At 45.8% G+C, this 15,777-nt stretch carries 15 protein-coding genes; 8 read left to right on the forward strand and 7 right to left on the reverse strand.

Going from position 1 to position 15,777, the window contains the following annotated elements:
* Positions 1–407 precede the first annotated feature (407 nt).
* The gene (locus JM642_RS14935) at positions 408–1,229 is read left to right on the forward strand and encodes a transporter substrate-binding domain-containing protein (protein ID WP_203432077.1); all 822 of its coding nucleotides are present in this window, start codon (positions 408–410) and stop codon (positions 1,227–1,229) included.
* A 21-nt stretch (positions 1,230–1,250) separates the two neighbouring features.
* Here JM642_RS14935 and JM642_RS14940 read toward each other — a convergent pair whose 3' ends face one another.
* Positions 1,251–2,156: a LysR family transcriptional regulator gene (locus JM642_RS14940; protein WP_037415386.1), complete on the reverse strand. Its 906-nt coding sequence runs from the start codon at positions 2,154–2,156 to the stop codon at positions 1,251–1,253.
* Between the two features lie 135 nt (positions 2,157–2,291).
* Here JM642_RS14940 and JM642_RS14945 point away from each other — a divergent pair, with 135 nt between their 5' ends.
* Both JM642_RS14945 and JM642_RS14950 read left to right on the forward strand, forming a co-directional pair.
* Entirely contained in the window at positions 2,292–3,548 is a 1,257-nt protein-coding gene (locus tag JM642_RS14945) for an adenylosuccinate synthase (protein WP_037415384.1), read from the forward strand.
* 173 nt (positions 3,549–3,721) lie between these two features.
* Positions 3,722–4,135, forward strand: a complete 414-nt coding sequence (locus JM642_RS14950) for a thioesterase family protein (RefSeq protein WP_037415381.1) — start codon at positions 3,722–3,724, stop codon at positions 4,133–4,135.
* Here the strand turns inward: JM642_RS14950 and JM642_RS14955 are convergent.
* Positions 4,124–5,653, reverse strand: a complete 1,530-nt coding sequence (locus JM642_RS14955) for a bifunctional diguanylate cyclase/phosphodiesterase (protein WP_203432078.1) — start codon at positions 5,651–5,653, stop codon at positions 4,124–4,126. The two genes, JM642_RS14950 and JM642_RS14955, sit on opposite strands and share 12 nt — an antisense overlap.
* An 85-nt stretch (positions 5,654–5,738) precedes the next feature.
* Positions 5,739–6,578, reverse strand: coding sequence for an HDOD domain-containing protein (locus JM642_RS14960; protein WP_037415376.1), 840 nt, complete (start codon positions 6,576–6,578; stop codon positions 5,739–5,741).
* 365 nt (positions 6,579–6,943) lie between these two features.
* Between JM642_RS14960 and yegQ the strand changes: the two genes are divergently transcribed.
* On the forward strand, positions 6,944–8,317 hold the full coding sequence (gene yegQ, locus JM642_RS14965; RefSeq protein ID WP_037415375.1) for a tRNA 5-hydroxyuridine modification protein YegQ: 1,374 nt from the start codon (positions 6,944–6,946) through the stop codon (positions 8,315–8,317).
* A 3-nt stretch (positions 8,318–8,320) separates the two neighbouring features.
* On the forward strand, positions 8,321–8,572 hold the full coding sequence (locus tag JM642_RS14970; protein WP_011621854.1) for a YfhL family 4Fe-4S dicluster ferredoxin: 252 nt from the start codon (positions 8,321–8,323) through the stop codon (positions 8,570–8,572).
* Between the two features lie 85 nt (positions 8,573–8,657).
* On the opposite strand, the gene JM642_RS14975 is transcribed toward JM642_RS14970, so the two are convergent.
* The gene (locus JM642_RS14975; RefSeq protein ID WP_037428553.1) at positions 8,658–9,194 is read right to left on the reverse strand and encodes an SCP2 sterol-binding domain-containing protein; all 537 of its coding nucleotides are present in this window, start codon (positions 9,192–9,194) and stop codon (positions 8,658–8,660) included.
* Between the two features lie 138 nt (positions 9,195–9,332).
* Here JM642_RS14975 and JM642_RS14980 point away from each other — a divergent pair, with 138 nt between their 5' ends.
* On the forward strand, positions 9,333–10,334 hold the full coding sequence (locus JM642_RS14980) for a peptidase U32 family protein (RefSeq protein ID WP_169546908.1): 1,002 nt from the start codon (positions 9,333–9,335) through the stop codon (positions 10,332–10,334).
* A 31-nt stretch (positions 10,335–10,365) separates the two neighbouring features.
* Positions 10,366–11,238, forward strand: a complete 873-nt coding sequence (locus JM642_RS14985) for a U32 family peptidase (RefSeq protein ID WP_203433832.1) — start codon at positions 10,366–10,368, stop codon at positions 11,236–11,238.
* Positions 11,239–11,253: 15 nt separating this feature from the next.
* Here the strand turns inward: JM642_RS14985 and JM642_RS14990 are convergent, their stop codons facing one another.
* A complete protein-coding gene (locus JM642_RS14990; protein WP_203432079.1) occupies positions 11,254–11,973 on the reverse strand; it encodes a DUF998 domain-containing protein in 720 nt (239 codons plus the stop codon).
* Positions 11,974–12,675: 702 nt separating this feature from the next.
* Here JM642_RS14990 and JM642_RS14995 point away from each other — a divergent pair.
* On the forward strand, positions 12,676–14,034 hold the full coding sequence (locus JM642_RS14995) for a YjiH family protein (RefSeq protein ID WP_037415367.1): 1,359 nt from the start codon (positions 12,676–12,678) through the stop codon (positions 14,032–14,034).
* Positions 14,035–14,447: 413 nt separating this feature from the next.
* On the opposite strand, the gene JM642_RS15000 is transcribed toward JM642_RS14995, so the two are convergent.
* Complete coding sequence (locus tag JM642_RS15000; RefSeq protein ID WP_172588458.1) at positions 14,448–15,074, reverse strand: TIGR02391 family protein; 627 nt, start codon at positions 15,072–15,074, stop codon at positions 14,448–14,450.
* 114 nt (positions 15,075–15,188) lie between these two features.
* Positions 15,189–15,671, reverse strand: a complete 483-nt coding sequence (locus tag JM642_RS15005; protein WP_203432080.1) for a hypothetical protein — start codon at positions 15,669–15,671, stop codon at positions 15,189–15,191.
* Positions 15,672–15,777: the final 106 nt, after the last annotated feature.

The raw sequence follows: 15,777 nt of genomic DNA on the forward strand, positions 1-15,777 counted from the left end.
ATACTTTCAAAATGATTTAGGCTTTGTGGTGATTCACCTCCACTAAACCAGCTATTTTCTACAGGTGCAACAAGCATTTTTCGATAACCTTGATACTTAACGGCCTATAATCGCTGAATCAAAACTAAGCCAATACATTGAATAACAATATAAAAAACACGCTCAACTTTAGTTATTGAAAAGGGTAAACCGAGGTAGCGCCAGATAAACCATCTTATCTTTAACCCTAGCTCATCAGCTAGCCATCTTCGCCTTCACGACTTCTAGTCTCATAGGTACCGTTTACTCGTTATCTGTAGGTAAAGTGAGAGTCACAATTGTATGTGCACAGCTCAAAATAATTGGCCTCATAATAAAGACTTATGCTATAAGTTACCCCATTAGGAATAGGCTAATATGGACATAAAATGCGTGTTTGCGGTGAGACTAAGGCTAAAATTGAGCAGCGACGTTTTTCGACACTGTTTTTTTTACTGAGTACCTCACTATTATTGTCATTCTTAGTGAGCCATCAAACTAAAGCTCAAGAAAGTCAAAATGTTACACAAAAATCCTCATATCAGACTGTTACCTTAGCAGCCGAAGACAGTTGGCCCCCATTTGCAAACCAGTTTGGCCAAGGCATTTCTCATCGACTGATCGAAGCCGCATTTAAACAAGCTCACATTGAGGTCAATAGTCTTGTTGTGCCCTACAGCCGAGCCTTGATGATGGCCGAAAAAGGGGCTGTCGATGGAGTATTTAATGTCACCAGAGAAGCCAGCACAGAGCAACGTTTCGTCTTTGGGGATATGCCATTATTTGTCGCAAAAGCCTCATTCTATCAACGAAAGCAACGTTCTTTACTTGCTGAAAACAAATGGCAAATACCAAAAGGCAGCAATGTTGGAGTAATAAAAAGCTATGAATATGGGGACGAATTTCCTGAATTAGTCAAACAACGTCAATTGAACATCGTCACGGTCGCCACCCAACAGCAACTTATCAATTTACTGCTGATTGGCCGAATCGATGCGGCTGTTATGTTTGATCTTGTCGCACAAGAAAACCTGCAAAAAATGGGTGTAAGCGATGAAGTCATCGCCGCCTTTGACAACCACAGCAGTCAGATTTATTTAGCGTTCTCGAAGGAAAACCCTAAAGCTGCGTTATTGGCTAAAGCCCTCGATCAAGGCTTATCCATGCTGAAAGAAAATGGCCAATATCAGCAATTGTTGAGTGCTAATTAATTACCTAATCCAGCCTTGAAGTTAGCTCCCCACACTCTGTCCTTGAATGCGGATAATCTCTTGATTGACCCACTGCAATAACTGTTTAATGGCTTTAGATAAAATCTGATTTTGGCGCACAATATAGCCTAGGCTTGTACTTGGAAAATCCGGCAGTGGTGTCACCTTACTCTTTAAGTTTGTCTTAGTGTAAATGGAAAACTCAGGCACAATAGCCACCCCAAAGCCAGCCTCCGCCCAATCGATTTGGGCATCAACACTGCCGACTTCCATAATCCGATAGCGAGGCAAATTTAAGCTAGGTAAGGCGGGATCGAGCAGCTCGCGAGTACGGGTATCGTGCCCAAGTAAAATCAAGGTAGGTTGCTCCGCTAATGGCATATCATCACGCCCTTGACTCTGCTGCCATAGCGCTAAATTATTCCCAAGTGCGCACCATTTGATTTGCTGCAACTCAGTAAAATGTAGCGGCTGACTTTCTTTCTGTGCGATGACAAAACCTAAATCCGCCTCGGCATTAGTGACCAGTTCCGAGGCTTGAAACGAAGTCGTATTAAGCAGGGAAAAATCAATCCCGGGGAATTCCGCTTTAAACAATTGAAAAGGCTGAATTAACAACAAGCGAGAAATGATGTCGCTAGCCGCTATGGTTAAGGTACCTTGGCTAAGATCGTTGATGGCATTGAGATCCGCCTGACACACTTGCAACTCCATCAAGGTCTTCTGACTGCTCTCGAGCAAACGGAACCCCGCCTGAGTTAACCTAAACGGATTACGTTCAATCAACTTCACCCGCGTGTTCTGCTCAAGTTGTTTGATATGCAGGCTGACATTGGGCTGTGTCATATGCAGCGCCGCAGCTGCCTTACCAAAGTGTTTACACTCAGCCAATGTCACAAAGGTTTTTAGCCAATGAAGTTCGAGCATTGCTTTTATCTCCATCCATCATTCCCAATGGCGTCATGATATATGACTTTCTTATCGATGCGATAACTATAATTAATTTCTCTTATTCGATAACGGGGTCTAGCATAACCGCTTAATTCCTGTGGAGATGATGTTATGCCGTCTATCGTAGTTGTGGGTGCAAATTGGGGTGATGAAGGCAAAGGCCGCATCGTAGATTATTTAGCCGCAGATGCTGCTGCGAGTGTTCGCTTTCAAGGCGGTAACAACGCAGGCCATACAGTCGTAAACGACTATGGCACCTTTAAATTACACCAATTACCTAGCGGTATTTTCAATCCAAACTGCGTTGCAGTACTTGGCCCTGGCATGGTGATCAGCCCTGAAAAACTCAGTGTTGAGATCGCCGAAGTCGAAGCGGCTGGCATTGAAGTTAAATTATGCATTTCTGACCGCGCAACCCTTTGCTTACCGATCCACGCACTGGAAGATACCTTAGAAGAACAACGATTAGGCGATCTGGCCTACGGTTCAACCCGTCAAGGTATCGCTCCAGCCTATGGCGATCGCGTGATGAAAAAAGGCATTCTGGTTGGTTGGTTAAAGCAACCCGAAGTGCTGCAAGAGCGCATTCAATTTATGCTTGATTGGAAGCTACCACAATTAAAGGCGCTCTATCCAAGCTGTGACTTTTCCCAAACTGCCGCCGAAATGACTCAGTGGTTATTAGATGTCACCGCGCCATGGCGTCCCTTTATCTGTAACGTGACAGAGCCATTAAAAGCGCTGCAAAAACAAGATGCTAACTTACTGTTTGAAGCGCAATTAGGCGCAGGTCGTGACTTAATTTACGGTGAATATCCGTACACAACCTCTTCTAACGTAACAGCGGCTTTCGCAGGTTTAGGCAGTGGCTTACCCGCGCTGCGCCCAGAGCGCATCATTGCCGTAGCCAAAGCCTTTAGCTCATCTGTCGGTACAGGTACTTTAGTTACCGCGATGGAAGAGCAAGATGACTTCCGTAAAAACGCCAACGAGTTTGGGGCTACTACGGGTCGTCCACGTGATATGGGTTACTTCGATGCCGTTGCTACTCGTAATGGTGTTGAGCTGCAAGCAGCAACTGAAATCGCCCTGACCAAGATTGACTGCCTGACAGGCATGAAAGATCTCAAGATTTGTGTTGCCTACGACGGTGAGCACACTGAGAACCCAATTTGGCCACAAACGGCTGCATTAAGCCCAGTGTATGAGCAAATGGAAAGCTGGAGTGAAGACATCACCACTTGCCGCACCTTCGAAAGTCTGCCAAAGGCTGCACAACATTATGTTGAACGCATCGAAGCCCTCATGGGCGTGCGCGTCAGCATGGTGTCAGTTGGACCTGAGCGCGATCAAATGATCATTCGCTAACGCATCGATTACCCTACAAAAAAGCCATATTCGTTTCGGCGAATATGGCTTTTTACTTTTGCTTTTTATACTCATCCCCCATTCCAATGGGACTGAGCGACTCTCTTGGGTTTTGTTTCACAAAATAAACCGCTAGACTGCGCTCAAATGAATAATCCTATATCGATGATTTTATGCCGCAATTTAGCCCGACTTATTCTTTTCCTGTGCAAATTTACTACGAAGATACCGACTTTTCTGGTGTGGTGTATCACCCGAACTTTTTGAAATACTTCGAGCGTGCCCGTGAGCATGTGATTGGCGCCGAGCGTTTACGCGAGCTCTGGCAACAGCAACAATTAGGTTTCGCCGTGTATCGCAGTGATATGTTGTGCCACGAAGGCGTGGAATTTGCCGACATCATCGATATCCGCACTAAGTTCTACTTTGAGAGTAAATACCGCACTGTATGGCAGCAGGAAATTTGGCGACCCAACGGCAAAAAACCTGCGGTCACGGCCACCATTGAAATGGTCTGTATGAATCAAGCGCGACAACTCGCGCCGATGCCAGCAGAGTTAATCACTCAATTAAGCTTAGGAATGTGACCCCATATTGACGCAAAGCATTTTGGGGGCAGGACGGAGTCGATGCCAGTGCATCTCAAGCTCTACTGCCCGCATTGGCTTGGCGTAGCATATGCCTTGAATCCGATCGACGCCCATCTTGACTAAGAAATTAAGCACCTCTTGGGTTTCAACGCCTTCGACCGTTACTTCATAACCGAGTTTTTTAGCAATATTAATGCTGGCCTCAAGGATATATTCAGAGGGTTCGTTCGGTTTCAGATCCTCAAGAAATGCTTTATCAATCTTCACTTCGTTTGCAGGTAAATGTTTTAAATAAGCGAGGGAAGAATGACCAGTACCAAAATCATCGATGGCCAGTTTTACCCCAAGGCTGCGGATTTGCGCTAAGGTATCAACGGCTTTATTTAAATCTGCCATCAAAGTACTCTCAGTAATTTCAATCATTAAGCATTCTGGCGGTAACTGGTAATGCTTTAGGCGCGCATCGATTTCATGGGGTAAGGTTTCACTATCGAGATCGCGAGTCGATAAATTCAACGCAACACAAACAGAAATCCCCGCTAATCGCCATTTTACCTGCTGCTGGAGCACTTGTTCTAAGGCCCAATGGCTAACGAGATCGATCATACCCGCGCATTCGGCAAGTGGGATAAATTCCCCAGGAGAAACCAATCCTAGCTCTTCATGTTCCCAGCGGATTAATGCCTCGACCTGAGTGCATCCCCCTGAGGAAACATCCTGCTTAGGTTGGTAAACCATGTATAAATGATTGCGTTGTAAACCATTAGGCAAGCTATCAATAATCTTTAATTCTCGCAGCTGGCGAATATCGTCATTCTCACTGTAACAGGCAATTTCGATTCGAGTTGAACGGGCTTTTTTGAGTGCCAAATCGAGTCTTCTGAGCATATTACTCACGTCGGCATGGTGCTGCGCTAATTGCAAACAGCCAATTTGTAGGCGCACACTGACTGGCGTATCCTTAATTTTAAAGGGTACCTGCAAGCGACCACGTAAATGCAGCAACGACTCCTGCGACAAACTCTGCTCATAATAGAGAAAAAACTCATCACCATTTAAGCGGGCAATCAGTTTCGGCTTTAGGCTTAAGCCAGTTAACCGCTCGGCAAACTGTTTTAGCAAAATATCGCCAAACACAAACCCAAAAAGATCGTTCACATAGCGAAAACGATAAATATCAATAAGTACTAAAGTACCTTGTGTGATAGGCATTAGCGAAGCCAGTGCGCGTTTAAGCCCAACACGATTATTTAAGCCTGTCAGCTTATCTTTGCCCATCCCCGCGGGTAACGCGGCTAACATCTCATTTAAGGAATGATACAGGGACGCATACTCTTGCGGCACGTCTGTAATGTTAAGTGGGCTTCGGTCCGTCTTTTGCTTTTCAAGTTGAGGGCATAACTGTGCTAAGAATTGCTGCTGTTGGCGCAATGCTTGGGATCTTGTGCGTAAAAGAAACAGCACGGCGATCAAAACGATAACCAACGCTAAACTGATAAACTCCAGAATAACCATATCTAGGCCTCAATCTTACAGCGTAAGCTAATGACCAATATTTCCTCACCATAGGACAAGATTAATTTCCTTCTAAGCCCTAGGATTACTGGTAACTTTCTTTGATTGAATGGAATTTATCCATAAATTCATCACTTGCTAAGTCATTCGCCGAGACGGGTAATCCACGGCTAACAAACACATCCATCCGCTGCTCAAAATCAGCTCCTGCGCGTAACTCGCCAGTGTAGAATGCCGCGGCACGGATAAAATCTAAGTAGGTAACATGGTCGGGTAAATAGGGCAAATCAGCCCATCGCTCAACTACTTCCATCACCTCAGGGGCAAAATCCCAACTTTTTAACACGGCACGACCTAAAGGGCCTTGCATTTTACGTACTAAAGAACGCAATTGCTCAATACTGGTAAATAACTCAGGATGGGCCTCCGCCTCGGTGAGCACAGGCAAAGCACCGATATTATGGACTAAACCTGCAAGGGTTAAAGTGTCTAAATTTAACTGGCTAGGACGACGCTTATTGTACATCTGCAATATGGCACAAGCCGCGGCCGTCACATCGATAGAAGTACGCCAAACCTCATCCATCACTTCCCACACCATTTCATTGGTGGAAATAAATAGCTGCTCCATCGCCACTGATGTCGCAATACTCTTAATTTGGATTAAGCCAATGCGGGAGACTGCGCTATTAATACTCTCGGCGGGAATCCCACGACTATACAAGGCACTGTTGGCCACTTTAATAATACGCGCCGAAATGGCCGCATCTTGACCAATCACCTCAGCCACTTGCTTAAGACTTGCATCTGAGCGGCTCACCACTTCTTGCACCCGCATGGCGACTTCAGGCAAGGTTGGCAATACTAAGGCATCATCTTTTAATTTTTTAAGTAATCCGACTAACAGTAGATGTTCAGTAGACATCTTCGCTCCCATCAATCTGCAAACATAAAGCGGTAATAGTTGGAGTATATCAGTTGACGATCATTTGATGGGCAGAAAAAAGCATCAGACGTTAATTATTTGTATGACGCTGTTATCAATTTAGTCTCACGACAAAACATTTTACGCTTTGATATCTCAGATTAAGTTAAAGGTGAAAATCAATGGAAACACACAAATGGATTCATGGTCTCGCGCGATCGTCAGAGCAAGAATGGTAGGTATATTCGTAAAACGCGAACTATACCTAATCTTAGACGTAGCAATTTGCATAACCCTACTTTGATTGTGTAAAATGCCGCCCCCGCGCACTGCGCCTCCATCTACCAACCAATTCGAGAGTCATTATGTTTAAACCAGAGTTGTTATCTCCCGCTGGGACGCTGAAAAACATGCGTTACGCCTTTGCCTATGGTGCAGATGCCGTGTATGCCGGTCAGCCGAGATACAGCCTAAGGGTACGTAATAACGACTTTAAAATGGAAAACCTCGCAACGGGTATCGAAGAAGCCCATGCGTTAGGTAAAAAGCTTTATGTAGTGAGTAACATTGCCCCCCACAATGCCAAGCTCAAAACCTATATCAAAGATATGGAACCCGTGGTAGCGATGAAGCCCGATGCGCTGATCATGTCAGACCCAGGTTTAATCATGATGGTACGTGAGGCCTTCCCTGAGCAGGTGGTGCATTTATCGGTACAAGCCAACGCCATTAACTGGGCATCGGTCAAATTCTGGCAGACCCAAGGCATTAAACGGGTGATTTTATCCCGCGAATTATCCTTAGATGAAATCGAAGAAATTCGCCAACGTTGCCCCGATATCGAGTTAGAAGTGTTTGTCCACGGCGCCCTGTGTATGGCCTACTCAGGCCGTTGTTTGCTGTCGGGTTACATCAACAAACGCGATCCAAACCAAGGCACTTGCACTAACGCCTGCCGTTGGAAATACGATGTGCATGAAGCGCAGCAAACCGACTCGGGCGATATCATCGCTCTGTCGCCACAAGCTAATGCGGTGCAAATCGAGACGCCGACCCTAGGCGCGGGTCCTGCGACCGATCAAATCTTCCTGCTGCAAGAAGCCAATCGCCCCGGCGAATACATGCCAGCGTTTGAAGATGAGCATGGCACTTATATCATGAACTCTAAGGACTTGCGCGCAATCCAACACGTTGAGCGTTTGGCCAAAATGGGCATCGACTCGCTGAAGATCGAAGGCCGTACTAAGTCTTTCTACTATGTGGCCCGTACCGCACAGCTATACCGTCAGGCCATCGACGATGCCGCCTCAGGCAAGAGCTTCGATCGCAGCTTGATGAACCAACTCGAAGGCTTAGCGCACCGCGGTTATACCGAAGGCTTCTTACGTCGCCACGTGCATGATGAATACCAAAACTACGACTATGGCTACTCGGTCAGCGATACCCAACAATTTGTGGGTGAATTAACAGGTAAACGCAATCTGGCTGGCCTTGCCGAAATCGAAGTGAAGAACAAATTCTCTGTCGGTGATAGTGTTGAATTAATGACGCCGCAGGGCAATATCAGCCTCACTATCGAACAACTCGAAAACCGCAAAGCCGAAGCGGTTGAAGCGGGATTAGGTTCGGGCCATACCGTTTACTTGCCCGTGCCGAAAGAGGTTGATCTGAACCACGGCATTTTACTGCGTAACCTGCCTCAAGGTCAGGATACCCGTAACCCACACGAAGCAGGCTAAGGCATGGCATTACTGATCGACGACAGCTGCATCAATTGCGACATGTGTGAACCTGAATGCCCAAATCAGGCCATCACCATGGGGGAAGAAATCTATGAAATCGACCCAGACCGCTGCACCGAATGCGTAGGCCACTACGATAAGCCGACCTGCGTCTCCGTCTGTCCGATTGATTGTATTGACCCAGACCCTAACCGCGTCGAGTCCCACGACGAGCTGTTGGTCAAATTTGCCATTCTCACGCAAAAAATTTGAGTGAGTGTCAGCCGTTTAAACTTAACAAAAAGCCCCGCAATGTAAGCGGGGCTTTGTTTATCAGTTAATTACAACCACGTTCGCATCAGCTTAAGCTTGGGGATTTAGCTAAAATCACCGTCGGTTTTGCCTCAAGCTGCAAATGCACAATGGCATCGGCCAGCTTTTCAACGCTTAAGCGGATCGGCGCAGGTAAGCTAGCAAACTCGATACTGAGCAGCAGATTTTTCACCTCAAGCCCTAACTCGGTATCGCCTTCAATGCTCAGTTTACGCTGGAAAAACAGCGTATCAGGGTCTTCTTTCGCCGCCGCAACCAACAATAATTCCGCAGACTTGGCACTAAACGTCACTTGGGCATCGGTCAGTTCACGCACCTGCCAACGGCCATCGAAACTCACTTCAAAATGCAGATTTAGATCTTCAACTCGAATCGCAACCCACTTACCTGCCAAAAAATCTAACTCGCCATCTTCGGCCTGCGATGCCAGCAACTGTGTTAGTAGCTGGCTTAGCACCTTAGCCTTGAGGCTAAAGGGCACTTTAGAGAGTGGTAAACGGATCAGTTTTGGGGTGAGTTCTAACAATTGTTTAGCAAGATTAGCTGAAAAAACAGCGGACATAAGCAGTTACCTAAGGATAAAAAACACTATATCTCCCAGTTTACCGAGATTTTATGATCTTAAACCTGTTTTAAATCAATTCACCGCCATTCAATCTTCCCTACACTCTGCCCCTGTTATTTTATCGGGAGCACCATTATGGAGTTGTTGTGTCCAGCAGGAAACCTGGCCTCGCTAAAGTCGGCGCTGCAGGCCGGAGCCGATGCTGTCTACCTTGGGTTAAAGGATGATACCAATGCACGTTCATTCGCGGGCTTAAACTTCACCCCTGCAAAATTACAGGAAGCCGCCGAGCTCACCCATCAGCGGGGCAAGAAAATCTTCCTCACCTTAAATACCTTTCCTAAGCCGAATGAGGAGCACCGTTGGTATCAAGCTATCGACTTGGCGGCCAGTATTGGCGTTGATGCCTTAATCGTCGCCGATCTGTCGCTGCTCGACTATGCCCATAGGCAATATCCGCATATTCCGCTGCATTTATCGGTACAAGCGAGCGCCACCAACTTGGGCGCACTGAGCTTTTATAAAGAGGCTTTTAATATCGCGCGGGTGGTGTTACCCAGAGTGCTATCGATGAAACAAGTGCGTGACTTAGCCAAGGTCAGCCCTGTCGATTTAGAGGTCTTCGCCTTTGGCAGTCTGTGCATTATGGCCGAAGGCCGCTGCCACTTATCCTCCTATGTTACCGGTCAATCACCCAACACTGGTGGCTCTTGCTCGCCTGCAAAACACGTGCGCTGGCAGGAACAGGGCCAAGACAGGCTGACTCGCCTCAACGAGGTCTTAATTGATAAATCAGGGCTCGATGAACAAATGGGCTACCCCGTGGTCTGTAAAGGCCGTTATCTCACCCAAGACGATGATAAACCGCAATATCTGCTCGAGTCTCCCACCAGCTTAAATACCCTTAGCTTGCTGCCTGAGCTTGCCAAGGCGGGCATAGTGTCACTCAAGATTGAAGGGCGTCAGCGCAGCCCTGCCTATGTAGAACAGGTGACTAAGGTTTGGCGCCAAGCGATTGATACCTATCTTCATCAGCCAGATAAATTCCAGACTCAGGCCCATTGGGAGCAAGCCCTCGCGAAAGTCTCCGAAGGCCAAATTACCACCTTAGGCGCCTACGAGCGTGACTGGCAGTAGCCCTAGCGATAACCACGAAGAAGAAACGATTATGAAAATTTCCCTCGGCCCACTGCTCTATTGCTGGGAAAAACAACAGGTCATCGACTTTTACCAGCAGGTGGCCAATAGTCAGATCCCGTTAGTTTATTTGGGTGAAGCCGTCTGTAGCCGTCGACGCGAACTCAAATTTGGTGACTATCTCGAACTGGCCAAAATGCTGAAATCTGCGGGTAAAGAGGTGGTGCTGTCAACGCTCGCCCTTATCGAAGCGCCCTCGGAATACACAGAGCTTAAACGTCAGGTCGATAATGGCGAATTTAGTATTGAGGCCAACGACATGGCGGCTGTGTATCTCGCCAAGGAGCACAAGCTGCCCTTTGTCTGCGGCGCCAGCATCAACAACTACAACCGCGCCAGTTTAGATATTTTGCAGCGCTTTGGCATGCAGCGCTTTGTGATGCCAGTAGAACTGTCAAAGGCTTGGCTGAGCCAAGTGGTCGCGCAAAAGCCCGTATTCGAAGTCGAAGTGCTCGGCCATGGCTACTTGCCGCTCGCCCACTCGGCGCGTTGCTTTACCGCTAGGCATCAACATTTGTCGAAGGACAGCTGCGAAACCGTTTGCCGCCAATACAGCAAGGGTTTACTAGCACAAACCCAAGAAGCTCAACCTTTGCTGAGGTTAAATGGCATTCAAACCCAGTCGGCCAGCTGTGTCGATTTGCGCAGCGAAATCAATGAAATGATAAAGGTTGGCGTAGATGTGTTTCGGGTTTCGCCCAGCAGCGTAGCTTGTATCACTCAGGCCGATACGCTGGTCGAGGCATTAACTAGCGAGGCAACGGACGCTCAGTTTTCTCTTAGCGATGAGCACTGTAACGGTTACTGGTTTGGCGAAGCAGGGCTAAAATCCTTCGTCAGATAAAAGACATAGCCTACTTCACTCAAGCGTTGGCTGCTGGGTGAATGTGGGGATACATGATGGTGGCGTTAATAGCAGCGCCACCGTCCAACTTAATAGACTCCCAAGCCCAATCCATTCCAGCAATGCAGGCCACCATAAATCGGGCCTTGGCAATTGCAGTATCATTTCTTGATAGAAAGGTCTGTCTCCTTCCGTTAAGCCCAATGCTAACAGCGGCACATAGAGAAAAGTCATCATACTGAGCAATACCAACAGCGCTAATAATATCGTCAAGCGCTGACGGTGCTGCGAGCCGAATCCCACCCATAGTAGATAACAAATTGCACTTAAGCTGCCAAAGTAGAAAAACCATTTAAGTGCGAGGATATGCAAGTGATACACATTGACCGGAAATAGCCCAACACAGGCCAAGGCTAAAAACGTCAGTGCTAAAGCGCAAAAGAAAGGATACCCCCAAAACCCGCTTACAGTCTGTAGGGAGGAAAGACAATAAAAAACAACGCTTAAACTGCCAAAAAATAAACCGCCATTGAGCACCACGGCAAAGCTAGAATGGCCATAGGTACCCAATTCACTCAGTGTATGATTTAAAAAATTGAAGGAGCGTGTTTCAGAATAATCAAATCCGAATACCGCCACACAGATCCCCAGCATCAATCCAAAAATACCAAGAAAACCAAACTTAGTGGCAAGTGCCGAGCCCCTTGTTGCCATATTCATTTTTATAACAGTCATGGATAATTTAGCCAAACCAAAGTAGTACTAACTTACATGGAATTACAAAGAATTAAAGCGGCCCCTATCCTCTTTAGCGTAATATTTTATTTCATCACTATTCGCGATTTTTTAGTCATCGCAAAAACACTCGGCATTTAGTCATTTTTCAATAAAATATATGCAAATCCAAAGTCAAAAATGAATAAATAATCACAATAAATTCAATTATCACTGTATCGTGCCCAAAGGTTAACCCATCATTGCCACCAGTGTTAGTTCGCTCACATTAAGTTAGCAACAACTGAAGCCCCGATACGATTCATGGACAAAAAAGCATCTAAAAGTGTATTTAGTGAAGATCCATTGAGAAAATTTTGAACAAAATATCACAAAAAAACCAATAACCCCAAGAGCAAAACAACTCAATAAATAATTCGCAACACCATTCTATAATTATTTGATTAAATTAAAATAAATCGCATCAAAACGCTATTTTACGCCCAAATCATTCATTAGAAACCGCCCAAATAACTATGCTATTTTGCTGCTTATCTCAAACAAATTTCCGAATCGTTTTACATGGCGGCGCTAAGCGAGTAATCTTCCCCCTTCTCGATTTTGAGTTGAATGAAAATGCACCTCACCCCAGCAAAGAATGCGGTTTTGAGAGAGCATTGATTCAAGTTTATTTGTGCGACTCGTACTTTAAGGTGTACACCATTGGCTACTGAACATAAAAACCGCAACATTAAGACGATACTCACCTTTATCGTCCCTTCGCTGATCGGTCTGCTGCTGTTTATGACCCCTATCAGCTATAACGATGCGATAACTATTCCCATCGCAATCATCTCTAAAGCACTGCAAAGCGTGTTAAGCGATGTATTAACCTTAATCGTAACTGTGATTGTTGTCGCCATGGCCTTTGCCTCTGTGCTGACAAAGTTACTCAAACCTAAGTTTGTGCTGAACAATCACTTCCTCAATGGTTTACTCAACATCAGCCCGCTATGGCTTACCACCCGTGTCGTTGGCGCTGTCTTTATCGTGCTGACCTACTTTGGCATTGGCCCCGAAGCGATTAACTCTTCAAGTACCGGTGCCTTAGTGCTGAACGACCTGTTACCCGTACTCTTCTCGGTGTTTATCTTCGCCGGTATGTTGCTGCCACTGCTATTAAACTTCGGTCTATTAGAGCTATTTGGCACCCTGCTGACTAAAGTGATGCGCCCAGTGTTTAACCTGCCAGGTCGCAGCGCCATCGACTGTATGGCCTCTTGGTTAGGTGATGGTAGCGTTGGGATCCTGCTGACCAGCAAGCAATACGAAGCACGTTTTTACACCCAAAGGGAAGCCGCAGTTATCGGTACCACCTTCTCGGCGGTGTCAATTACCTTCAGCTTAGTGGTGATCTCACAGGTAAAGTTAGAGCATATGTTTGTGCCCTTCTACCTGACCGTGTGTTTAGCGGGTTTTGCGGCGGCCGTGATTGTACCTAAGTTACCGCCACTGTCGTGGAAGAAGGATAACTATATCGACGATACGCCACGTCAACCCGATGATGAGATGATCCCCGCAGGACACGGCGCACTCTCTTGGGGCTTTGATAAGGCGCTCGAGAAAGCAGCCAGTGCTGGTGGTATCAAAGCCGTCTTAAATGAAGGTATTAAAAACGTTATCGATATGATATTTGGCATTCTCCCTGTAGTAATGGCCATTGGTACCACGGCGCTGATCATCGCCGAGCATACGTCCATCTTCAATTACTTAGGTATGCCGTTTATTCCGTTACTGGAACTGCTGCATATCCCTGAAGCGACCGAAGCCTCTAAAACCATCGTTGTCGGCTTTGCCGATATGTTTATCCCTTCGATTTTAGCCAGCTCTATCGAATCGGATATGACCCGCTTTGTGATTGCCGCCTTATCAGTAACCCAGCTGATTTACATGAGTGAAGTCGGCGCGCTGCTGATTGGCAGTAAGATCCCAGTGAATTTTGTTGAGCTATTTGTCGTGTTCGTACTGCGCACCTTAGTGACTCTGCCAGTAATTGCCGGCGTGGCTCATTTACTGTTCTAAGCGCAACATCACCTAAAATATCAAGGGGAGTCAGATTAACTGACTCCCCTTTTTTATACTGTCCAAACTCCACTCGTAACCACACAACTCAGTTTAAGAATAAAAGCAAAATAGCCATTTGATCTGCTCAACGAGTTTATTGTCATTGTTTCCCCAGTGACTCGCCGTGAATATATCCCTATAGGCTCGACGGCGACATCCATGTCGCCAACGGTCACTGATGCCCCAATGCCAATTTTAACTACCCATTTGCCGTATGTACGCAAAAAGCTAAGGGACAAAAGCGAGTTAGGTCGTTAGCTCTAACAGGTGAGTTTCGGGTTAAAATATCTATGGGCTAACGCCGCCAGCAAGCGCGGCTTTGTAGTGAAGCCGAAGGTGGAACGAAAAAGCCGTCGGCTTGACTGGCATTGTTATACGTTTGGTTCGGCATCTTCGATAGCTTTTATTAAATCACTAGCAACAACAATTCTGTCAAATGCTGACACAAAATCCAGCTCTATATCACGGTGTGAGCTAGAGTTACGATAAAAGCTAAACGCCCCTGTTATGTAGTTTAAAAAAGCACACCTTTCCGATTTCGGTAGGCTCTTATTGGTTAGAACGCCATCATCAGGGTTGAATGCTTTTTTTAGCAAACGTTCTCCAAACATATCTGCTGGAGCACCAATTTTTTCTCTTGTGGTCACTTCTATTGCCTTAAACGCTTGTATAACCGCACTATCAAATTCACCGCTATTTAATAGAGCAAAGCACTTTTGGACGATAGTTGGGTGTACGTAGCTTTCAGGCATTAACGCATATTTCTCTACCACCCGACGAAACTCACGCTCTGGAAACCTAAAGCCAACTTTTGTAGGGAAATATTGCTCCTCACCTTCATCATCGTAACCACGCTGAAAACGCCTAATGTCTATGTGGGCAGTAGGACTTGCTTTGTATTTGACACGCGAGAATTTGACTGGCTGATAACCTCCAGGGTTAGCCTCACCAATTTCTTCTTGAAATTCAATTTTTGCTTCGATTTCTACTTTTGACATTGGATTCCAATTTTACGTATAACGCCCAACTAACCGGTGAGGTTTGCTGGCACGTTGTTTTGCGTATTTTTGCAAAACACGTGACCGTAAACCGAATCCGCGTTTAGTTGCTTGTTAGTTTTCAATTTTAACCTCTGGAACACACATTTCCATGAAAGGGTCGAGTTTATTTTCAATAAAGCCGGATATGTGAACAAATAAAAACCACAACGATAGTTCAAATGTTTCTTGTTCATTTGAGCCAGGCCAATCAGCTGGCACCAATTTTACAAAGTCCTCAATTTTATGAGACAAACCACTATAGCTTGTCACATGGGCAATTTTATTTCTTAGTTCATTAAGTTTTCTAGCTGCAACCCAGAATCGTTCATCCGTAGATGAAGGCATAAGCGCCTTAGCCAAGTAAAGCCTTTGTTCAAAGTCAAAACGCGCTTTTTTTATGGCCGAAGGATTCTCTAATCTTGAATATATAATGGCATTAATCTGCTCTTCAATAAGTAAATGTGCCTTCAGAATTATTAATTCTATATCTTTCCCATGCGGTAATATTTCCAAGAATCGACGAAAAGCTTGAACTTGTCTCTCAGTTGGCTCCATACACTCACCGTGAAAACTAACATTTTATTAGTGCGCATGCGCTTTTATCACGCTAGACCAGTGAAAACGCGCACAGTTAACTATCTGTATGCAAAGAACTTATCAG

Origin of the sequence: Shewanella sp. LZH-2 (genome assembly GCF_016859145.1) — a bacterium.
In the GTDB taxonomy this organism is placed as follows: Bacteria; Pseudomonadota; Gammaproteobacteria; order Enterobacterales; family Shewanellaceae; genus Shewanella; species Shewanella xiamenensis.